Source organism: Streptomyces bathyalis (assembly GCF_015910445.1).
GTDB classification, from domain to species: domain Bacteria; phylum Actinomycetota; class Actinomycetes; order Streptomycetales; family Streptomycetaceae; genus Streptomyces; species Streptomyces bathyalis.
Window position 1 is genome coordinate 3310314 of record NZ_CP048882.1, and the last position, 21205, is coordinate 3331518.

At 70.7% G+C, this 21205-nt stretch carries 19 protein-coding genes; 11 read left to right on the forward strand and 8 right to left on the reverse strand.

Features of this window, described 5'->3' with window-relative positions; genetic code table 11:
• The first annotated feature begins 233 nt into the window (after positions 1-233).
• Positions 234-437, forward strand: a complete 204-nt coding sequence (locus G4Z16_RS14350; RefSeq protein WP_197351158.1) for a hypothetical protein — start codon at positions 234-236, stop codon at positions 435-437.
• 100 nt (positions 438-537) lie between these two features.
• Here the strand turns inward: G4Z16_RS14350 and G4Z16_RS14355 are convergent, their stop codons facing one another.
• Positions 538-2232 (reverse strand): FAD-dependent monooxygenase, encoded by a 1695-nt coding sequence (locus tag G4Z16_RS14355; RefSeq protein WP_197351159.1) that lies wholly within the window; start codon positions 2230-2232, stop codon positions 538-540.
• A 385-nt stretch (positions 2233-2617) separates the two neighbouring features.
• Between G4Z16_RS14355 and G4Z16_RS14360 the strand changes: the two genes are divergently transcribed.
• The gene (locus tag G4Z16_RS14360; RefSeq protein WP_197351160.1) at positions 2618-3676 is read left to right on the forward strand and encodes an NAD(P)/FAD-dependent oxidoreductase; all 1059 of its coding nucleotides are present in this window, start codon (positions 2618-2620) and stop codon (positions 3674-3676) included.
• Here G4Z16_RS14360 and G4Z16_RS14365 read toward each other — a convergent pair.
• Positions 3673-4419: a TetR/AcrR family transcriptional regulator gene (locus G4Z16_RS14365; protein ID WP_197351161.1), complete on the reverse strand. Its 747-nt coding sequence runs from the start codon at positions 4417-4419 to the stop codon at positions 3673-3675. The genes G4Z16_RS14360 and G4Z16_RS14365 overlap by 4 nt on opposite strands.
• Before the next feature lie 364 nt (positions 4420-4783).
• On the opposite strand from G4Z16_RS14365, the gene G4Z16_RS14370 reads away from it, so the two are divergent.
• Together G4Z16_RS14370 and G4Z16_RS14375 are read left to right on the forward strand one after the other, a co-directional pair.
• Positions 4784-5716, forward strand: a complete 933-nt coding sequence (locus G4Z16_RS14370; protein ID WP_246530846.1) for an SMP-30/gluconolactonase/LRE family protein — start codon at positions 4784-4786, stop codon at positions 5714-5716.
• A gap of 89 nt (positions 5717-5805) precedes the next feature.
• Positions 5806-6789: an LLM class flavin-dependent oxidoreductase gene (locus tag G4Z16_RS14375; RefSeq protein WP_246530847.1), complete on the forward strand. Its 984-nt coding sequence runs from the start codon at positions 5806-5808 to the stop codon at positions 6787-6789.
• A gap of 389 nt (positions 6790-7178) precedes the next feature.
• Here G4Z16_RS14375 and G4Z16_RS32940 read toward each other — a convergent pair whose 3' ends face one another.
• The 4 genes from G4Z16_RS32940 to G4Z16_RS14390 all read right to left on the reverse strand — a co-directional run bounded on the left by G4Z16_RS32940 (position 7179) and on the right by G4Z16_RS14390 (position 9803).
• Complete coding sequence (locus G4Z16_RS32940) at positions 7179-7310, reverse strand: hypothetical protein (RefSeq protein WP_281393694.1); 132 nt, start codon at positions 7308-7310, stop codon at positions 7179-7181.
• A 23-nt stretch (positions 7311-7333) separates the two neighbouring features.
• A complete protein-coding gene (locus G4Z16_RS14380) occupies positions 7334-7759 on the reverse strand; it encodes a class I SAM-dependent methyltransferase (RefSeq protein ID WP_281393695.1) in 426 nt (141 codons plus the stop codon).
• Positions 7760-7867: 108 nt separating this feature from the next.
• Positions 7868-8710 (reverse strand): SAM-dependent methyltransferase, encoded by an 843-nt coding sequence (locus tag G4Z16_RS14385; protein WP_197351163.1) that lies wholly within the window; start codon positions 8708-8710, stop codon positions 7868-7870.
• Positions 8711-8915: 205 nt separating this feature from the next.
• Positions 8916-9803: an alpha/beta hydrolase family protein gene (locus G4Z16_RS14390; RefSeq protein WP_197351164.1), complete on the reverse strand. Its 888-nt coding sequence runs from the start codon at positions 9801-9803 to the stop codon at positions 8916-8918.
• Positions 9804-9950: 147 nt separating this feature from the next.
• Between G4Z16_RS14390 and G4Z16_RS14395 the strand changes: the two genes are divergently transcribed.
• Complete coding sequence (locus G4Z16_RS14395; protein WP_197351165.1) at positions 9951-10907, forward strand: TIGR03621 family F420-dependent LLM class oxidoreductase; 957 nt, start codon at positions 9951-9953, stop codon at positions 10905-10907.
• A 140-nt stretch (positions 10908-11047) separates the two neighbouring features.
• Here the strand turns inward: G4Z16_RS14395 and G4Z16_RS14400 are convergent, their stop codons facing one another.
• Positions 11048-12361 carry an SPFH domain-containing protein gene (locus G4Z16_RS14400; RefSeq protein ID WP_197351166.1) on the reverse strand — a complete coding sequence of 438 codons (1314 nt, stop codon included), beginning with the start codon at positions 12359-12361 and terminating at the stop codon, positions 11048-11050.
• Positions 12358-13878 (reverse strand): SPFH domain-containing protein, encoded by a 1521-nt coding sequence (locus G4Z16_RS14405; protein WP_425508164.1) that lies wholly within the window; start codon positions 13876-13878, stop codon positions 12358-12360. The genes G4Z16_RS14400 and G4Z16_RS14405 overlap by 4 nt, the downstream gene beginning before the upstream one ends.
• Positions 13879-14899: 1021 nt before the next feature.
• On the opposite strand from G4Z16_RS14405, the gene G4Z16_RS14410 reads away from it, so the two are divergent.
• The 6 genes from G4Z16_RS14410 (at position 14900) to G4Z16_RS14435 (ending at position 21029) form a co-directional block, all read left to right on the forward strand.
• Positions 14900-16642: a sensor histidine kinase gene (locus G4Z16_RS14410; RefSeq protein WP_246530849.1), complete on the forward strand. Its 1743-nt coding sequence runs from the start codon at positions 14900-14902 to the stop codon at positions 16640-16642.
• 3 nt (positions 16643-16645) lie between these two features.
• The gene (locus G4Z16_RS14415) at positions 16646-17050 is read left to right on the forward strand and encodes a roadblock/LC7 domain-containing protein (protein ID WP_246530850.1); all 405 of its coding nucleotides are present in this window, start codon (positions 16646-16648) and stop codon (positions 17048-17050) included.
• Positions 17047-17400, forward strand: coding sequence for a DUF742 domain-containing protein (locus G4Z16_RS14420; RefSeq protein WP_197351167.1), 354 nt, complete (start codon positions 17047-17049; stop codon positions 17398-17400). The genes G4Z16_RS14415 and G4Z16_RS14420 overlap by 4 nt, the downstream gene beginning before the upstream one ends.
• Positions 17381-18001 (forward strand): GTP-binding protein, encoded by a 621-nt coding sequence (locus G4Z16_RS14425; protein WP_197351168.1) that lies wholly within the window; start codon positions 17381-17383, stop codon positions 17999-18001. Before G4Z16_RS14420 ends, G4Z16_RS14425 begins: the two co-directional genes overlap by 20 nt.
• A gap of 140 nt (positions 18002-18141) precedes the next feature.
• Positions 18142-19548 carry a cytochrome P450 gene (locus G4Z16_RS14430; RefSeq protein ID WP_197354568.1) on the forward strand — a complete coding sequence of 469 codons (1407 nt, stop codon included), beginning with the start codon at positions 18142-18144 and terminating at the stop codon, positions 19546-19548.
• Positions 19549-19925: 377 nt separating this feature from the next.
• Positions 19926-21029, forward strand: a complete 1104-nt coding sequence (locus G4Z16_RS14435; protein ID WP_197351169.1) for a selina-4(15),7(11)-diene synthase — start codon at positions 19926-19928, stop codon at positions 21027-21029.
• The last annotated feature ends 176 nt before the right edge of the window (positions 21030-21205 follow it).

A 21205-nucleotide genomic window follows, 5' to 3' on the forward strand; every position in this document is an offset into this window, starting at 1 on the left:
GCTGCAGGACGCTCGCGGCGTCGCGCTCCAGATCGTACAGACCCGTCCTGATCAGCCGTCCGCCCCGGCGAGCAGCGGCTGTTCGCCATCCGGGGGCGCCGAATACGCCGAAGCCCGGCGGGCCGGACAGAATCAGACGATCGTGCGCATTTCACTTCTAACGTGTGCAGAGGCTGCGTATCATCGTTCCAGGGCGCCCAGCAGGGCAGCCGAACGCCGGCCGGGGGACCGCCATGGAGACCTACCAGCAGTGGGACCCTGACAAGGTCTACGCGAAGGGCGACCGCACCGTTCACCACGAACGGCTGTATGTGGCCGCGGAGTCCGTCGTCGCCATCGAACCCGACCCGGGCAGCGGTTTCGACCACTGGCCGTGGGTGTATCTCGGCTGGCACTCGATGCGACAGCCGTCGCCTCCAACTGCCCCTGGAGTCTGACCGATCGGCAGAACGGGGCAGTCGGCGGCAGCACGTGATCGAGACCGTTCACAGGACGAGCAGAGGTCCCGGTTCCCCGGTCAGTACGTCAGTTCTCCGGTCAGCGCGTCGTCGTGGACCCGGTGTCCGGCGTCCGTGTCCGTGAGCCACCGGGGAGCCTGGCCGCCAGGTCTGCCATCAGGCGGTCGACGTCGATCGGCCTTCCGCGGTGGCCGACATGCCCGTCCGGCCTGATGACGAAGGCACCGGCAGCCGTGATCCCGTACCGGCGATGTGCGGACCGGTCAGGATCCGCGAGCACCAGTGGCTGGTCGGTCATTCGTTCCGCGCTGATCACGCGCGCTTTCACGAGCCCGGGGTGGGCCTCCTCGAGTCGTTCGGCGACGCGGCACAACTCGACGGAGGACCGGGCATGGTCGCCGAGCCCGGTGAAGAGCAGCACGGTGTGGTGCGTTCCGCGGAGCACGTCGTGGAGGCGTCCCGGCTTCCCGTCCACGAGCAGATCCGCCTCGCGCGCCCGGTCGCCGGGTGCCGGCGCGTCCTGCCAGCCCGTGCCCTCCTCGGAGTTGAGCGGGCTGTCCGGGTAGCGCAGGCGCAACTGGGCGAGCATGCCGACGAATTTGCGCCGTACCGAGCGGCGGGTCAGCACCCCGCCGGCCAGCTGCGGGGCGATCCGTCCGCGGGCTGTCCTCGAGATCGGGTTGTGCCCCGCGATGACGGAGAACAGGCGGTCGGTCGTCTTCAGCAACCGGAGGCCGACCGGGTGCCGTTCGGCGTGGTAGCTGTCCACCAGCGAACCCCCGGCGATGCCCCGCTCGACCAGTGCGAGCTTCCACGCCAGGTTGTAGGCGTCCTGGATGCCGGTGTTCATGCCCTGGGCTCCGGCGGGGCTGTGCACATGTGCCGCGTCGCCGGCCAGGAAGACCTGCCCGTCGCGGTAGCGCGGCACGCTGCGGCTGTGCACGCGGTAGCGCGTCACCCAGTACGCCTCGACGACCTTGGCCGGGAAGGGCACTCGCTCGTCGAGCATCGCCTGGAACTCTTCGTGCGTGGGTTCGCTGTACTCGGCACCGGACCCCTCGGGCCTGGACGGTACGTTGCCGAAGATGCGGAACCGGTTCTCACCAGGCATCGAGAAGGCCGCGAAGATCCCGGCAGTGCTGGGGAATCCGTACAGCTCACCGTGGGGCAGCTCCCAGTCGAGCCGGGCGTCGGCCATGATGAACTCGCTGCGGTAGGTGCTCCCTTCGAACGGGATGCCCGCGGCCTTGCGCACCGCGCTGTGCGCGCCGTCGCAGCCGATGACCCAGCGGCATCGGACGGTCTCCGTCGATCCGTCCTCATCGCGCAGCGAGACGGTCACCGCCTCCCCGTCCTGCGTCAGATCCGTCAGTGCCCGCCCACGCTCGACCTCGACGCCCTTGGCGACCAGGGCCTCGGCGAGGATCCGCTCGGTGTCGTCCTGCGAGAGCGTCCGCAACGAGGAGTAGGCGGTGTGGTTCCGGGGGCCGGTCAGCAGATCGGCGATGTCCATCCGCACCTGCTTGTTCCTGAACGTGATGGTGAGCGCCGCAGCCCGGTTGCCGGCCGCCAGCGCCTCGTCGATCACGCCCATGTCGTCGAAGATCTCCAGCGTTCGCGGCTGGACGACCAGTGCCCGGGAGGTGGTGGCCGGTGCGGGAGCACGATCGATGATCCGCGGGACGACGCCGTGCCGCGCCAGTTCGTTGGCCACTGTCAGCCCCGTCGGTCCCGCACCCACCACCAGCACCGGAGCCGGCCGCTCGTCCGCCATCACTCAGCCCTCACAATAATTCGCCACTTGATGAATTTACTGCCGCCATGGTGCTACGAGTGACCCTCCTCCGTCCATAGGCATCGCTGGGTCGCTGTCCGGACTTCTGAGAGGGCACCGCGTCGCCAAGCGCGCTGCGCCCGTTCACGGAGCGGTCGGCGGACGCGACCACCGGCCGCCCGGTCGCCCGCACCCCGATGCGGAGCGGCATGCCGCGCGGCCGCCCGAGCGGGGCCTTTTTCGGTTGTCGCCGGGGTCCGCCCTGCGGCACAGTGCTGCGGATGAGCGTGCGACGCGTCATGACGGACCTGCCCAGCGGGGCGCCGGCGGAGAGTCAGGAGTTCCGTCGGCGCGTGCCCGGCCGGGAGCCGAGGATCGGCCGCCGGTGAGCAGCGACCTGGTGGTCGTCGGCGCCGGCATCGTCGGCGCCTCGGTGGCCTATCACGCGGCCCGGGCCGGTGCCGTCGTGACCCTCGTCGACGCCGGGCGGCCGGGCGCCGGCGTGACGGCGGACTCGTTCGCCTGGATCGGAGCGTCCGGCGTACGCACCGGTCCGGCCGCCGCGCTGCGGGCGACCGCGACGGAGGAGTACCACCGCCTCGAGGCCGAGCTGCCGGGGCTCCCGATGACCTGGTCCGGCTCCCTGTCCTGGGGCACCACGGACGCAGCGCCGGAGGCGGGGCCCGGGCAGGAGATCGTGGACGCGGCCACCGTGGCGACGCTCGAGCCCACGCTGCGGCAACCTCCGGAGTGGGCCGTCTGGGCACCCGGTGACGCCGCCGTCGACCCGGTCGGCGTGACCGAGCGGCTGGTCGCGGGTGCCCGGGCTCACGGCGCCAGGGTCCGCCCGGACACCCCGGTCACCGCGGTCCGCCGGGACGCGGGGGGCCGGGTCGTCGGGGTCGAGACGGCCGCAGGACCCCTCTCCGCCGCGACCGTGGTGCTCGCGGCCGGGGTGGCCACGGCCGCGCTGGGCGCGTCGCTCGGCGTACGCGTTCCGGTCGATCCGTCGCCGGCGACGCTCTTCCGCTTCCGCGCTCCGGCCGGTCTGGTGCGCACCGTGGTCAACAACCGGGACTTCGATCTCCGGCAGGTCGCCGCGGATCAGCTGATCGCCGCCGCGGACTCGCGCGAACGGACTCTCGCCGCCGTCCGGTCCACCTTCCGCGGCGCCGCGAACGTCGAGCTGCTGAGCACGCGGGTCGGCGTACGCCCCATGCCGGCAGACGGCGAGCCGATCGTCGGCCCGGTCGCCCCGGTGCCCGGCCTGAACGTGGCGGTGCTGCACGCTGCGGTCACGCTCGCCCCGGCCGTGGGCCGCCTGGTCGCGCGGGAGCTGGCCGAGGGCACCGAGGAGCCGGTGCTGGCGGGCTGCCGTCCCGGCCGCTTCCAGGGCGCGACCCTGCCGCAACCCGGAAGTGCGGATCCGGGGGGTGTGCCCTAGCCGGTGACCGTGGCCGAAGAGCTGCTCGCCTTGCGGCCGTTGCGGGGCCGGGACACCGTTGCCGGCGACTGCTCGTCCGGCGCGGTCCTCGTCACCATTCTCAGGGCGAGATCGGCATAGAACTCACCGAGCTCCTCAGGGGAGTCGGGCCCGTCCAGCCGGTACCAGCGGACCAGGTCGATGCCGAGCGAGAGCATGCCGCGCACCACCCTGTTCACGTCGGTCTGCGCGAAGGTGCCGTCGGCGACGCCGCGGGCGACGGCCTCACGGAAGACCTCGGTGGTGCGGTGACGCAGTTCCCGGATCTGCTCGAAGTGCTCCGGAGTCAGCGCGTTGAGCTCGTACTGGCAGACCCGCGCGGCCACGTGGTGACGCGCGTGCCAGGCGGTGTACCGCCGCGTGAGGACCCGAAGCCGGTCCGCGGAGTCGACAGCCGCCTCGACCTCGGGCCCCTGCACGTTTGCGAGCGCGCGCTCATGGCCGATCCGCATGATCTGGTAGAGCACGAGCTCCTTGGACGGGAAGTGCACGTAGAGCGCGGCCGGACTGAGCCCGACCCCGGCCGAGATGTCCCGGGTGGTCGTGGCGTGGAAGCCGTTGGCGGCGAAGCAGCGGACGGCGGAGGCGAGCATCCCGCGCGCGACCTCCCCGAACTCCTCGCCCCACAGATCCGGGGACTGGTCCTGCAGGCGCGGGTCGTCCTCCATCTCCGCCGGGGTGAAGCGGGCCTGCCGTTTGGCCATGCCGTGACGCCCCTTCCTGCACTTCCGGTACTGGTCCTGGCTCCGCTGCCGGCTCGGTTCCGGCTCGGACGCGGTGGCTGTGAGGTGACGTGCCCGCGCCACGAGTGCCTTGAACTGTGTACCACGCGCCCGTGCTCCGTCGATCGGCCGAGGTGTTCAGGACCGGCCACCTCTGGATGACCATGGCGCCCTCGCTGAATACCGTCGCCCGGACCCTTGACGCACATCCCAAGCGGAATGACTATGCGCTTAGTCACTGCGGCCGACTGCTGTTGGCAGGCAGCTCTCGTGCCGTGGGATGTGGTCGCTCTCACGAGCGACGGTGGCATCACGCCTTCCGAACTGCCAACGACGACGTACGGGAATGACGTACGGGAACGAGGTCACGATGGAGGAAGGACAGCCGTCGGCCCGGGAGTTGACGGTCGTGCTGGACGGATACTCCTACCTGGAGTGCCCGCGGTGGCACGACGGCCGGTTGTGGGTCTCGGACTTCTACACCAACCAGGTCGTGGCGACGGACGGTCGCGGCGGCACCGAGGTCGTGGCGGCGGTGCCCAACCAGCCGTCCGGGATCGGTTTCCTGCCCGACGGGCGGGCGCTCATAGTGTCGATGCGTGATCACCGGGTCCTCGTACGCCAGGAGAGGGGACAGCTCACCGAGCACGCCGACCTGTCGGACGCCGTCTCCGGGATGCTCAACGACATGGTCGTGGACGAGCGCGGACGCGCCTACGTGGGCAACTTCGGCTTCGACCTCATGGGTGGGGAAGCGCTGCGCTACACCACGATCACGCGGGTCGACCCCGACGGGACCGTGACGACCGCCGCGAAGGATCTGGGCTTCCCCAACGGCATGGTGATCCTGCCCGGCGGAGTACTGGTCGTCGCGGAGACGTTCGCCGGACGGCTGACCGCCTTCGACATCGGTGAGGACGGTGCGCTGAGCAACCGCCGCATATGGGCGCAGTTCGGCGAGACGCCGCAGACCGAGGACGTCGGCGAGGCCGTGGAGCGCCTCGAGGTCGGCCCCGACGGAATCTGCGCGGACGCCGACGGCGCGATATGGGTTGCGGACGCACTCCACTCCCGCGTCATCCGCGTCGCGGAGGGCGGCGGGATCCTGGAGGAAATCCCCACCGGGACGGGCGTCTTCGCCTGCATGCTCGGCGGTGACGACGGCCGGACCCTGTATCTGTGCGCCGCCCCCTCCTTCCCGGAGCACGAGCGCCGGCCCGTGCGAGAGGCCCAACTGCTGTCGGTGCGCGTCGAGGTGCCGCACGCCGGACTGCCCTAGACCGTCCCGGCCCGGCCGTTCCTTCCGCGGCGCGGCCGGTCCCCTGCCGTTCCATCCGATCCGACATGTGAAATGGAGGGGCCGTGGAGGTGTCCTGTGCTTTCCCGACCGCCCTGGACTCGCCGGACAACATCGCTCTGGCCGAACAACTGGGATACGCGCGGGCGTGGGTCTACGACACGCCTCAGCAGAGCCCGGACGTATGGATGACCCTCGCCCTTGCCGCCGAGCGGACCGAGAGGATCGGCCTCGGCCCGGGCGTGCTGATACCCAGCCTGCGCCACCCGATGGTCAATGCCGCCGCGACCGCCACCCTGGCCGAACTGGCGCCCGGAAGGGTCGCTGTCGCCTTCGGCACCGGGTTCACCGGCCGCCGCGCCATGGGGTACCGCGCGATCACCTGGTCCTTCATGGACTCCTACATCCGCGCCTACCGCGCGCTTCTCCGGGGCGAGGTCGTCGAGTGGGAGGGCGTGGAGATGCAGATGCTGCACCCCGACGGACACGCTCCCGCCCGTCCGGTCGACGTTCCCGTCCTCATCAGTGCCCTCGGGCCCAAGGGGCATGAAGTGGCCAAGCAGCTCGCCGACGGGCTCTACGTGACGCTCCAGTTGCCGGAGTTCATGAGCGAGTACTCGTGGGTGCCGAACCTGGTGTGGGGAACGGTGCTCGACGACGACGAGGCCACCGACTCCGAGCACGCCCGTCTCTCGGGCGGACCGGGCTGGGCCCTGGCCTACCACGGGGCCTACGAGTTCGGTGGTCCCTCGGCCGTACGTGAACTGCCCGGCGGCGCCGAGTGGATGGACGTCGTCGAGCGGACCCCCGAGAAGCAGCGGCACCTCGCTGTCCACGAGGGGCACTGCGTCGAGCTCAACGCGGCCGACGAGGCCGCGTGGAAGGCCGGCGGTCATCAGATGCTCCATGACGTGACGGTCAGCGGAACGCGTGACCAGATCCGCCGCCGGCTCGACGAATTCGCCGAGAAGGGCGTCACGGAGATCGTGTTCCAGCCTTGCGGGTCCGACACCCGTACCGAGCTCGAGCGGTTCCTCGAGGCGGCCGACTCCTGAAGTCCTCCGCCGGGCACCCGGTCGCACCGGGCCTCGTGAGGGTCGCGGCCCCGCCGGCGTCGGTGTGCGTCGGCGTCGGTGCGTCGGCGTCGGTGCGCTGGCGTCGGTGCGCTGGCGGGACCGCGGACGCCGGGCCGTGCGGCTGGGCCGGAAAAAACGGTGTGCTCCCGCCGGGGAGCACACCCGTCAACCTCCCCTGTTCTCCTGCTCGTTCACCGTGACGCGGTTCCGGGGTGCCGGCAGCCGCACGGTGAGCGCATGAGCGAGGCCCCCGAACCTCCCCCTGACGGCCACCCGGACATCGCCCGAGTGCGGGCGGCGGGCGATGTGGGGGGCCGGAGCCGACCGGCGCGGGTGGCGACGGACGTGCCCGGCCGCCCGTCCTCCGCTCAGGCCCGGTACAGCAGCAGATACCGCCACAGCAGCAGGCGGCGCAGCGTCGAGCCCGGCAGCAGGCGGGCTGATTCGGCGCGGGTCTCGGCGTACGTGAGCGGCGGCGGCCAGACGATGGGGACCTGCACGGCGGGGCCTCGGCGGCGCCGGCTCAGCAGCCGGTCCGCCTTGAGGAGGGCGATCGCGGGGAGGGCGCAGACGAGGTCGGGCACCGTCCTGGCCGGATAGAGCCCCAGCACCGCCAGGACGCCTCCCGGGGCGAGGCCTTCCGCAGCGTCAGCACCATGTCGAACGGCATGTGGTGGAGGCTGGCGATGCAGGAGATGAAGTCGTAGTGGGACTCGGGCAGTTGGTCCTCGCGGGCGTCGGTGTGACGGTACCGGGGGCCTCCGCCGGCGGCTTGCGCCGCCTCGATGACCTGCGCGTTGCCGTCGATCCCCTCGACATCGAGTCCCCGGCCGGCGAGCAACCGCGCGAACTGCCCCGTCCCGCAGCCGACGTCCAGGGCGGTCCTCGCACCCTCGGGCACGTGCTTCAGCAGCAGCGGGTGGTAGTGGGCGTTGTAGTCGATCGCCATGCGGACGGACCTTATCCGCGCCCGGCCACGGCCCGGACACGATCCGGGTCCGGCCCTGTGCCGGACCACTGCCGCGTCAGTCGTGGCGTCCGACTGCCACGGCGGCGGTCAGGGCTTGCGCGCGAGGCCGCAGAGAGAGGCGATGTCGGCGGCGGAGTCGGTGACGGGTTCCTCGGGGCGCCACCGCGGGCCCGATACGACTCCGGGGTCGACGAGTTCCAGGTGGGAGAAGAGCTCCTGCACCTGAGCCAGATCCGGGAGCCGGTAGGGGGTGCCGCCGTGTTCGCCGACGCGGCGCTCGGCCTCCACCAGTGCGGGGTCGCCGTCGGTGCCGGTGTACAGCCCGAGGTGGCTGCCCGGGGCCAGTCCCCCCGTCAGGCTGCGCACGATCGAGAGCGCCTCGGAGTGCTCGTCCACGTGCCCGACGATGCCGAACATGATCAACCCCACGGGGCGGGACAGATCGAGGGTGTGGGCCGCCCCCTCCAGGATCGCCTGGGGGTCGTGCATGTCGGCGTGGAGATAGTCGGTCGCGCCCTCCGGCGTCCCGGTCAGCAGCGTGCGGGCGTGTGTGAGCACGAGCGGGTCGTTGTCCACGTACACGATGCGGCTCTCGGGTGCGACCCGCTGAGCGATCTGGTGGGTGTTGTCAGCGGTCGGCAGTCCGGTGCCGACGTCGAGGAACTGGCGGATGCCCGCCTCGGTGATGAGGTACCGCACGACGCGGCTGAGCAGCGCACGGCTGGTACGGGCGATGTCCACGATGCCCGGGTAGGCCTCGCGGGCGGTCTCCCCCGCCCGTCGGTCGACGGCGTAGTGGTCCTTGCCGCCCAGCCAGTAGTCCCACATCCGGGCCGAGTGCGGGACGTCGCTGACGATCGACGGGACGTCGTGACCGACGATCAGCGGGTCGCCCCGGGACTCGTCAGTCGCATCGACATCGTCTGCCATGTCTCCACGCTCCTCGATGTGTCGACCGTCACGCGATGCTAACTCACCGCCGTGTGGCGGCAGTCTGCCAGTGATGCGCCAGGGCGCCCGGGGCGCGCCGCATCCAGTGGCCCTCAACTTCCTTGATTCCGGGAGCACTTCGGGACGACCTCTTCGCGGCCGCGTCTGCCCCGGACCCCGTCCCCGTCCCCGTCCATGTCCCTGTTCAGCCGACCGGGCAGGTGTCACGGGACTCCGTGACCTGCGCCGTGCGCGGTGGCGGGCAGAGGCGGTCGGCGGACCCGGTGTCGCCGTCGACGAAGCGCTTGAACCAGGCGACCACCTGGCGGGCGACCAGGGCGTCGGGCGGGGTGGCCACGAAGTGGTCGCCCTTCAGCTCCAGGTATGCCTTTTCCTTCGCGCCGCCCAGATCCTCGTAGAAGACCTCGGCGTGCTCGGACGTGGGGGCGATCTCGTCGGTGCTGCCGCCGACGACGAGGGTCGGCGCCTTCACACCCCGCCACTCGCCCCGGGTCGCGTACGGGGTCAGCGGCACAGCCGCCTTGATCGCCGGGTTGCGCGCGGCCGCGAACAGGGCTCCGCCGCCGCCCATGGAGTGGCCCAGTACGCCCAGTCGCTTCGGGTCGGCCCGGTCCGCGGCGTCGCTGCGCCCGGCCGCGTAGTCGAGGGCGTCCAGCAGCTGGCGGCCCCGCTGCGAGGGCGAGTCCTCGGTGGTCTTCGTGTTGAACGTGATGACCACGAAGCCGTGCGAGGCGAGCAGTTGGCCGAAGGGCGTGACCATGGACTCGTCCGCGCCGAGCCCCGGTGAGGCCGCGATCACTCCGTGGTCGCGGCTGTCGTCGTCCGGGTAGTGGACGGTACCGCTGCCGAAGTCGCCGCCCACGTCGTCGGGCGAGACGGTCTGGGTGCGCACCTTGTAGGGGCCCTTCTTCGGGCTGCCGGCGTGGCGTTCGGCCCCGGCGCCGGGACTGCTCTCCCGCGGACCCTCCTCGGGAGGCTCTCCGGAGCAGGCCACCCCGGACGCGAGAAGGAGGGCCGTGAGCAGGCCCACGGCCTTGCGTGAGCCGGACGCACCAGCGGCAACGCGTGCCATGACATGACGGTACGAACGCCCGTGCACACCGGCAACCCCGGCGAGCGTGGTCAAGGCGTTCGACCCGCCGTCTGCTGTCGGCAGAGCCGGGCGGCTCCCGGCGGCGGATCCCCGTGCACGGGGCGGCCGGCGGGTAGCTTTCGGCGCATGCGGGAGTTTCGGTTTTCACAGGGGCTCGCGAGTTCCGGGACGTACGGGGCCGTCGCCGCCGAGTGCCGCCGGGCCGAACGCGACGGATACGACGCGGTCTACGCCGCCGACCACCTCGGCATCCCGGCACCGTTCCAGCTGCTCGTCGCCGCCGCTCGGGCAACCGAGCGTCTGAGGGTGGGCACGCTGGTCCTCAACGCCGAGTTCTGGAACCCGGCGTTGCTGGCCCGGGAGGCGGCGACCGCCGACCTCCTCACCGGCGGGCGGCTCGAACTCGGCCTAGGCGCAGGGCACATGAAGTGGGAGTTCGACGAAGCAGGCGTGCCGTGGCGGCCGATCGCCGAGCGGACGGAGCATCTGCGGGCCGTCGTACGGGAGTTGGGGCGGCTCTTCGGCTCGGACGGATACGAGCAGCAGCACGGGATGCGGACCAGGTTCGGCCTCCCGGCGCTCCGCCCCGTCCAGCGGCACGGTTTCGGCGGCGCCGGGCCGCCGCTCATCGTGGGCGGCACCGGCGACCGGGTGCTGGACGTCGCGGCGGAGCACGCGGACATCGTCAGCATCGCGGGCCTCTACCAGCGCAAGGGCGAGCCGCCCGGAACGCTGCGGCTGGGTTCCGCCGCCGAGGCGGATGACCGGGTGCGTTACGTCAGGGAACGAGCGGGTGCGCGTGCCGAGAGCATCGAATGGCACGCGCTCGCACAGGCGGTGGTGGTGACGGACGACAGACGTGAAGAGGCCGAGCGCCTGCTGGAGCGGTTCGGGCAGGCGATGAGCCCCGAGGAACTCCTGGAGTGCCCCTTCGTGTTCGTCGGCACCGTCGAGGAGATGGCGGAGCAGGTGATGCGGAACCGGCAGCGGTACGGCTTCACGCACTACACCGTCCTCGGCCCGTACGCGGAGGCGTTCGCACCTGTCGTCGCCCGCGTACGGGAACTGGCCGTCCGCGACTGACACCGCACGGCCAAGGGCCCGCACACCCTTCCCCTACGCCATCGGCGTGCGGAGACCCCGAAGCGGCGTCGGTGCGGGCCCCTTGTGCCGTGCTTCCTGCCGTGCTCACCCCTGCCGCGGCGCGCGGCGAGGGGCCGTCCTCAGTCCTCGCGGTCCGCCGAGCGGGCCGCCTCCGGCGGCAGCAGGGAACCGTTCAGCTTCGGGATCAGCTGAGCCGTGAGCAACGTCGACAGGGCGGAGGTGTCCCCGCCGTTCCCGTCGGTGCGCACGACCACCGGCTGCGGTGCGCGGCCTGCGAGGATCGCGCCCACCTCCAGCCGCCTGCGGGCCAGTTCGTACTGCAGCACCGCACGGTTGTCGCGGTAGGCCTGGGCCAGTCGGCGCTGCGCGCGGGCCTCGTTCTCGGCGGAGATGAGGCCGCTGCGGCCGCGGGTCTCGATCTCGAAGCGCACCTTCTGCGCGTTCGTCTCCTGCTCCTCCAGGAGCTGAGCCACGTCCTCACGCGCCTTGTTGAGCGCTGCCTTCACCTCGACGATGCGGGCGTCGCGCACCTTCTTCGCCCGCTCGATGTCCATCTGGAGGCTGTCGATACGGCGCTTGCGCGTCAGGCCCCATTCCTGGTCGTACGCGGTGCGTTCCTTGGCCACGCGCTCCCGGGTGGCCAGGTGCTGCTGGTACTGGGCGGGCAGCTGGACGTCCGGGATGTTGGAGCCCGTGATGCGCACCCCGTAGCGGGAGAGCTGGCGGTTGAGCAGTTCCTGCATGTCGGCGACGTCGGACCCGCGCAGGTCGTACGCGCGTTCCGTCTGCACCAGGCGGGCGCGCTGGCGGATGGCGTCCTGCACGGCCTGGGAGAGCACCAGGTCGAAGTTGCCCGCGCCGATGGTGCGCACGAACAGGACGGCGTCGTTGATGCGGAACTTCAGGAAGAACTCGATCGAGCGCAGCGGCACGTTCTCCCGGGTGGGACACGCCATCACCGGTGCCGAGTACGGGATCTCGGTGGCGGTGTCGACGACGAAGTCGACCCGTGACCAGGGGTGCCAGAGGTAGTGCCGCCCCGGGTCGAGTGTGCGGGTGACGGCTCCGTAGCGGGTCAGGACGCCCGCGGTGCCCTGCTCGATCTCGGCGATGGAGGACCGCCACCACCACAGCATCCCCAGCACGAGCAGGACGGCGCCGGCGGCATAGGCGGTCGAGGCCAGCGCGTCGTAGGCGACGGCGGCGACGTCGGCAGAGGGGCCGTCGGGCTCCCTCAGCGAGAACATCACGCCGGTCAGCAGCGCGAAGAGCCCGAGCCAGATCAGCAGCAGCCACCACAGCCTGCGGGTGTGCTTGGGGATGATGACGGGGATCAGCTTGTCCGTCTCGCCGCCGCGCAGCAGTTGGCGGATCTCGCTCCAGGGAGCGACCTCTTCGGAGATGACCGACCGGCGGCTTCTTGTGACGCTCATTCTGCGGCCTCCTCGGACGCGGCCTCGGCCGGTGCTTCCCCGGTCGCGTTTCCGGAGGCCCCGCGGGGTTCTCCGGGTGACTTCCCGGCCGCCGGCACGGACGGTCCCGCGGACTCCGCCACGGAGTCGGCGTCAGGGCCCGCGGTGCCGGCGGCGGCAGGAACGGTCGGGCGGTCCGTCTCCAGCAGGGCGTCGATCTCTGCCTCGCGTGCGCGGATGCGCTCCGAGACCTCGAAGAGGCGGGCGCGCCCGGCAGCCATGTCCTCCTCGGAGAACAGCTCCGTGCCGCGCTCGCCCACCAACTCCCGTGCGAGCGCGAGGAAGTCGACCCCGACGCCGCCCCCGTCGGACTCGGTGCCGCCGCCGATGCGCAGCAGCCGCGGAAGGTGGTCGGCGACCTCCTCCAGCGTGTCGAGGACCTGCTGCTGGTAGCGGTACTGAAGGATCTCCGGCGCCTCGGCGGCGGTGACCGCGCGGATGTCCAGTGCCTGCGCCTCCAGGAGCGCCGCGTTGGCCTTCGCCTCCGACTCGGCCTGTACATAGCGCTGACGGGCCGTCGCCTCGGCGCGGTTCGTCTCGCGCTCCACGGCGGTGTCCATCTGCGCCTGGTACTGGGCGATGTCGGCCATGATCGCCGAGAGGGTCTCGTGACGGGAGGCCAGCTCCTTCGTCAGGTCTCCCTCGTCCTGCTCCTTGCGGAGGTGCAGCGCGTACTCGTGGGTGTAGGCGTCCTTCGCGACACGCACCATCTCCGGCGACGCCAGGTCCATGCGGTAGCCGCGGTCGGACGGTTCGGCGTGGGTGATATTGGCGTTGGTCAGCTCCACGGCGGGACGGAACTGCTGGTTGAGCTGCTCCAGGAGGCGGCCGGTGTCCTCGCCGACCATGTCGTAGATCTCGGCGGCCTCCTGCTCGTAGATGAGGCTCCGGATCGTCTCGCTGGTGGCGTTGCTGAGCTTCTCCTCGAACCCCCGCACGGCGCCGAGCGTGTAGACGAACTCCACCGGGTCGCTGATGCGGAACTGGATGAACAGGTCGATGGACGCCTTGACGCCGCCCTTGGTCGGGGCCTCACGCACCGGCGCGTTGAACGGGTACTCGCGCGTGGTGTTGATGATGTACGACACCCGCTTCCACGGGTTCAGCAGGATCACCCTGCCGGGGCCGACCACGTCCTCCAGCTTCCCGAAGCGCGTGATCAGCGCCTGGCAGCCGTCCGGCACCATGACCATGCCCTGCCGCCACCACACGAAGCCGATGGCGAGCAGCGACAGCACCCAGTAGTGGATGCCGAAGAGGGGATGGGTGAGGAGGGAACTGCCCGCGGACGACGTGATGGCGCTCCCGGCCGCCCCCACCACCAGCAGAAGCAGTACGGGCAGCATGCTGACGAACGAGCGGCCGCGGGGCAGGGCCATCGGGCAGATGGCGTGGACCTTCCGGCCGTCCTCACGGCGCTGTTCGCTGCGGTTGAGCACCTCCCGCGCCTCGTCCATGGGCACGGTCTGCTGCGTCATCACCGTGTCGATGCTGCCGCCCTGTTCGCGGGCGGCTGGGAAGTCGGCGGGGTCGAGTCCGTCGTCGCCGCGCAGTTCGCCCGAACCGCCGTCGTCACGTCCGTCCCCCGAACGCTGCCGCACCACCGCGCCGCCGCGGCGCCGTAGCTCACCCTCGGCTGCTTCGCGCAGCTCCGGATTCTCCGCGACCGCCTTGGCGATCCTTTTCACGCTCTGGCTCACGCAATTCCCCCATTTCGCATGCCGTCCGTCGGTGCTGCCCGGATGCCGGTGCCGGTACCGATGCGGGAGTCCGCGCCGGCCGCCGTGGCCCGCAGGTCGTGCGGAAGCCCGGTGCGACCGACGGTCCCCGGACTCCGCGCGAACACAAGACGAACTTGATGCGCTCCCCCGTTCGGTGAACCGCATGGCAACAACGACGACTCGCAAGGCCACGTTCCGGTGCACCGTCGGCCAACTTACACAAGCGGCGCCGCGGGCCCGAGAGGGACCGCGCGTTCCGGGCTACGTGACTCTGCGTCAGTCACCGTCGTGCACACATAGAAGACGCTAGAACTTCACACAACCTCCGCTACTCGCAGGTTAGTTCTGGCACGTACCGATGGACCGGACCTGGGGTTCGAACATCCGCACTGCCGTGTCGTACCCAATAGGGCCTCTCCCGGTCACTTTCCGACGAGCCGGTTCTTTCTGGCCAACTCACCCCCCGTCGCCGCATTCCGTTTTTAGGTGCTGAGGGCACCTGTCCGTCTGACGCACATTTGTGAGCCTCGGGGGCCTACTGTCCTGACCTGCTCAGTTTCGGCACCGAAGTGGACCCTAAGCGGCACTCGCACGAAGACTCTGCGTCACAAGTGATCGGTTCCGGCTATGCTGCCCGAGGCTCAGTGGACCGGACCAACCTCCTCGCCCAGCCGCCGAGTTGAGACCGAATGTGCGGTTCGGGCGATCCCCTTCGTGCCTGTCGCTGCTGCCCCGCACTGCCTGCTCACCAGCTTTTTCGATTGATTTGAGGATCCTGATGGTTCGTGCTGGATCGTCACCCGGAGAGCAAGGGTCCGGCCCGGTACTCGTCTGGCTGCTGCCCGCCGTTGTGACGGCGGCGGCCACAGGCATCGCAGTCCCCCTCGTACCGGCGAGCGCCCGCACGGCGGTCACCGTGTGCGGACTCGTCGCGACGCTCGCCGTGGCCGTCGTGGTGGCCGAAGTGGCCCGCCGCGGACGCGCACTGACGCTGATGCGGGCCCAGCATGCCGAGCAGCTGTCGATGCTCCAGGCCCGGCTGCACCAACAGGAGCGCGTGACGGTGCAGTTGGCCAAGGAGCGGCTGCCCGAGGCTGTGGAACGCCTCCAGGAGGGCGAGTTCGCCGAGGACGTGCTGCAGTCCATGCCGCGGGCCGAGGGACTCAGCAGTGAATTCCAGGCTGCGCACCAGGAGTTGCTGCGCTCCGTCGTCGAGGCCGTCCAGGCGGAGGAGACCTTGCGCGACTCCGCGCAGCGGGGCGTGGTGAACATCGCACGCCGCGTGCAGGCCATCGTCCACCGGCAGGCGACCGACCTGCGGGGCATGGAGGACCGGCACGGCCAGCAGCCGGACTTCTTCGCCGACCTGCTGAGGCTCGACCACGGCACCGCCCTCATCGGCCGTCTCGCCGACAGCATCGCCGTGCTCGGCGGCGCCCGGCCCGGCAGGCAGTGGAGCAAGGCCGTCCCGGTGTACAGCGTGCTGCGTGGCGCGATGTCGCGGGTGCTGGACTACCAGCGCGTCGAGCTGCACTCCGTCGCCGACGTCGCGATCGTCGGTCCGGCGGTGGAACCGCTCATCCACGCGCTCGCCGAGCTTCTCGACAACGCCACCCGCTACTCGCCGCCGAAGGCACGTGTCCACCTGACCGCGGGCGAAGTGCACGCCGGCATCGCCATCGAGATCGAGGACGGCGGCGTGGGCCTGAGCGAAGAGGCCCGCAAGCGCGCCGAGTTGAGGCTGAAGGAGGCCCAGGCGGGCATCGACCTCAACGACCTCGGTGAGTCGCCGCGCCTCGGCCTCGCCGTGGTCGGCCGCCTCGCCCAGGCCTACGACTTCCAGGTCTCGCTGCCGCCTTCGGCGTACGGCGGCGTGCGTGCCGTGCTCGTCGTGCCGAAGAAGCTGGTCACCACCGCGCCCGCCACGGGACGTGCCCACGGCATCGGCGCGGGCCCCGGCCAGGAGGCATCCCGCCGGGAGGTCCCCGGCACGGAGGCTCCGGCCGCCGCGGTCCCGGGCAACGGCGCACCGTCGTTCGACGGGGCACCGGCCTCCGTCGCCTCACCCGCCCCGGGGGCCCCGCCCGCGCCGGGGTTCGCGGGGGACGAAGCACCCCGCACTGCTCCACAGCGCATGCCGTTCCAGGACGCGCCTTCGGCGGCACCCCCGGCGGGAGCGCCTGCCGCCGGGCACCGGATGCCGCCACGTCCTGACCCCTGGCTTCCGGAAAGCGGCCCCGCACGGCAGGAAGACGAAGTGCAGGACGAGACACCACCAGTGGTCGAGCGCAACGCCAACGGGCTGCCCCAGCGCCGCCGACGCAGCGCGAACCCGAACGCGCGTCCCGGAGGCATCGGCGGCCGGAGCACCGGGACGCCGCAGCCTCCGGCGCGGCCCGCGCCGGACGAACCGGCACCGGGCCTGTGGATGGCAGACCTGCAGAGCGGACTGTCGGGCAAGACCGACGAGAACTCCTACGCGGACCGTAATGAAGACGCGTCGTCGGATGAGGGTGAGTGAACGATGGAACGGCGTGCCGACATGGACTGGATGCTGAAGGATCTGGCGGAGACCGTCCCCCAGACCCGCCACGTGATCGTGCTGTCCTCCGACGGTCTGTGCATGGCCAAGCACGGCACCGACACCGACACGGCCGACCGGCTGGCCGCGATCGGCTCCGGCCTGCAGAGCCTCTCCTCCGCCGTGGCGGCCGAATTCCCGCACAGTGACGGGCGGATGCGCATGGTCGTCATCGAAGTCAACGGCGGTTTCATGTACTTGATGGCGGCGGGAGCCGGCGCGCATCTGGCCGTACTCGCGGACGAGGGTGTCGACGCGGGCCTCGTCGGCGGGCGCATGAGGGACCTCGTTGCTCGCATCGGCGAGCATCTGACCAGTCCCCCGCGCGACGGCGGATTGGCCATATGAGCCAGGTTCCGGGATGGGACGACGACATCGGGCCCGAGCGGCTCTACGTGATCACCGGCGGGCGCAGCGACCCCTCCGAGCAGACGGGCCTGGACCTCGTCACGTTAATCGTGGCGAGGCAGGACCCCCAGGTGGGGATGCAGCCCGAGCACGCCTCGATTCTACGCGTGTGCAGCTCCCCGCTCTCCGTGGCGGAGATCTCCGCGTACCTGGGACTGCCCGTGAGCGTCATCACCGTCCTGCTGGCGGACCTGCTGACCGAGGAACGGGTCGAGGCGCGATCGCCCGCCCCGTCGCTTCCTGACATCGAACTGATTGAGGCGGTGATCCATGGACTCCGGAATCTCTGACACAGCCACGGGGCCTAGGAGCGAAGACAGACTGCCCTCCTCCGCCAGCTCCGCGGTGAAGATCGTCATCGTCGGCGGTTTCGGTGTCGGCAAGACGACCCTCGTCCGTTCCGTCAGCGAGATCCGCCCGCTGACGACAGAAGAGACGATGACGCAGGCGAGCGAGAACATCGACGACACCGCCGGCGTCGAACGCAAGACCGCCACCACCGTCGCCATGGACTTCGGACGCATCAGCCTCAACGACGAGCTGGTGCTCTACCTGTTCGGGACGCCGGGGCAGCAGCGCTTCTGGTTCCTCTGGAACGGGCTCTTCGACGGTGCCCTGGGAGCCGTGGTCCTCGTCGACACGCGCCGTCTCGAGGTGAGCTTCGACGTGATCGGCCGGCTGGAGGAGTCCGCCGTCCCGTTCGTCGTCGCCGTCAACGCCTTCCCGGAGGCCCCGAGTTACCCCGTCGAGGACCTGCGCAGCGCCCTGGACCTCGACCCGCGGGTCCCGATCATCGTGTGCGACGCACGCCAGCGGTCCTCCAGCCAGGACGTCCTGCTGCAGCTGATGCACTACCTGCGCTCCCTTGCACTGACCTCGGAGGCGAAGTGACCTCTCCACCACCCGACCCGGACGCCCCCGGCCGCCCGGACGGCTCCGGCCCCGCTCCCGCGGCCCCCGGCGCCGGCACGCCCTCCGCGCACACGCCCGGCGAGCCCGACGCGGGCTCACCGGCTGCCTCCGGCTTCGACGTGTTCGACCCCTCCCCCGCTCCGCCGCCCGGCTGCCCCGCCCACGGTCTCGGTCCGGACGGGCTGCGCCGTCTGTACGGACCCGAGGCGGACGCCGATCCCATCGCGCTGTACGAGAGGCTGCGCAGCGAGCACGGGGCGGTGGCTCCCGTACTGCTGCCGGGTGACCGGGAGGCGTGGCTGGTGCTGGGGCACCGGGAGAACCTCGAGGTCTCGCGCACGCCCTCCCTCTTCTCCCGCGACTCCCGCCTGTGGCGCGACATGCAGGAGGGCAAGGTCCCGCCGACGCATCCGCTGGCGCCGCTGACGATGTGGCAGCCGCTGTGCGTCTTCGCCGAGGGCGAGGAGCACGAGCGGCTGCGCAGGGCCGTCACCGAGAGCCTCGCGCGCTTCGAGGCGCGCGGCATCCGCCGGTACGTGACGCGCTTCGCACACCAGCTGATCGACGAGTTCGAGCCGAAGGGACGCGCCGACCTGGTCGAGCAGTTCGCCGACCAGCTGCCGCTGCGCGTGATCACACAGCTCTTCGGCATGCCCGAGCACCACGGGCCCCGGCTGATCGAAGCGGCCAAGGACATGATCCGGGGCTCGGAGACCGCCGTGGCGAGCAACGACTACATCACCGAGGCCCTTCAGGACCTGGTGGACCGCAAGCGTGCGTCGCCGGGACACGACGTGGCGTCCAAGCTGATCGAGCACCCCGCCCGGCTCACGAACGACGAGGTGCGCGAACACCTTCGGGTGGTGCTCGTCTCGGCGAACGAGCCGACGGTCAACCTGATCGCGAACACCCTCCGCCTCGTCCTGACCGACCAGCGCTTCCGGGCGACTCTCGCCGGGGGGCACATGACACTGCCCGACGCGCTGGAGCAGGTGCTCTGGGACGAGCCACCCATGACGACGAATATCGGCCGCTGGGCGACGGGCGACGCACAGCTCGCGGGCAAGACGATCAAGGCCGGAGACATGCTGTTGCTCGGCCTCGCCGCCGGCAACGCCGATCCGCAGATCCGGCCCGACAAGTCCACGCCCATGCACGGCAACCGCTCGCATCTCGCGTTCAGCGGGGGACCCCACGAGTGCCCGGGCCAGGACCTCGGCAGGGCGATCGTGGACACCGGGATCGACACGCTCCTCACGCGCATCCCGGATCTGCGGCTGGCCGTCCCGGAGGAACATCTGAAGTGGGAGACCGCGCTGATGTCCCGGCGGCTGGTCGCGCTCCCCGTGGAGTTCGCCGCACGCCGCACCAACACCACGGGACGCCAGGGACCGGGCGTCCCCTCCGTCGAACTTCCGCCGCTGCAGCCGCAGGAGCCGGCCTCCGTGCCGATGCCCCCGGTCGCACCGCCGCCCGTCCACACCTCGTGGTGGACGCGGCTGAAGCGGAAACTGCGGGGGTGGTGACGGGGGCGGGGGAGACCAACCACGTCCGGGATGTCTGCAATGCCCGGCCTTATTCGGCCACTGGCGTCAACTCGCCTCCTACTGGTGATAGTTGAACGTGTAATGGCGGGTGACCAGGGGGAAGCCTTCCTGTGGCCATAACGGATCCGCAGGTTCCGCCTGTTTTCCCGTGGCCGAACAGCCCCTTGATGGAGTGGTGATGTCCATGTAGCAGACGGTGACGTGCCGCCCGCCCGCAGCCGCGGACGGGCGCTGTTTCCGCAGGCAGGACGTGCTATTGGCCGGTTATACCCGGTGCAGGGGGCCACGGAGAGGTCAACTGCCGAGAGGTTGAGTGGAAGGCGGCGGGAGCCGCCGGATTACTGAGGTGATCGACAGTGGAGCACGGCTTGATCGTGCCACCCGTTTTTTCTCCCATCCCACCCGCGATACACCCTCGCCACGAAGCGATCAACGAGCGAACCACGGCCTGGGCCAACACCTTCTCCATCGGCTCCCCGGAGCTGCGGGAGAAGCTGGTCGTCCACGACATCGGCACCTTCGCCGCCCGGGTCCTGCCCGAGGGCCGCGAGGAGGTCGTCTCGATACTCGCGGACTTCATCATCTGGCTCTTCGGCGTCGACGACGGCCTCTGCGAGGAGGGCGAACTCGGCAAGGACCCCGCGGAGTTGGTGGGTGAGCTGTCCAGGATGCTGCGCGTCGCGCAGAACCCGGACGTGCCGATGCTCTCCGAGAACCCCCTCGCGGCGGGGCTGAGAGATCTGCGCCACCGCGTCTCGCGGTACGCGACCCCGGGCCAGGAGGCCCGCTGGGTGGACGCACTGCGCGAGTACTTCCTCTCCGTCGTGTGGGAGGCCTCCCACCGCAGCCGGGAGACGGTGCCCGGCCTGAACGACTACACGCTGATGCGCCTCTACGACGGCGCCACGTCCGTCGTCCTGCCCTTGCTGGAGATGGGGCACGGGTACGAGCTGCATCCCAACGAGCGGGACAGCACGGCAGTTCGCGCCGCCGCCGAGATGGCGTACTTCATCATCACGTGGGACAACGACCTCTTCTCGTACCACAAGGAGAGCCGGGCCCAGCAGTACTACCTCAACGTCCTGCGAGTGCTGGAGAACGAGCAACAACTCACCCCCGCCGAGGCGTTGTCCCATGCGGTCGCCCAACGCGACCGCGTCATGTGCCTGTTCCTGCGGGTACGGGACGAACTCGCCGCGACGGGGAGCCCTCAGCTGCGCCAATACCTGGAGAACCTGGGGACGTTCATCCGCGGGGCCCAGGACTGGGGCATCAGTTCGCACCGCTACACGACACCGGACGACCCCGCCGACCTGCCCTCGACGTTCTGCGACACCCCCACCGACGACAGCGACGAGGCCCTCGACATCCCTGCCGTCGCATGGTGGTGGGACGTTCTCCCCGAGAGGGAAACGTTTCAGCCGTCGCATGGCGAATTCCGCACCTCCGCAACGGTCTGAACCCGCGCGGAAACCCCGGCCCACGCACATCCGCGGCCACGCACACTGCACGGACCCGAGCACCGATCATGCGCTGACCGACGCACCGCCGTAAGTCCGAAGCACACCAAGCAACGCCGGCCATGCCGGCACCGAAGCCCAGCGCGCCCACAGAGCACCGAAGACCCGTACGCCTG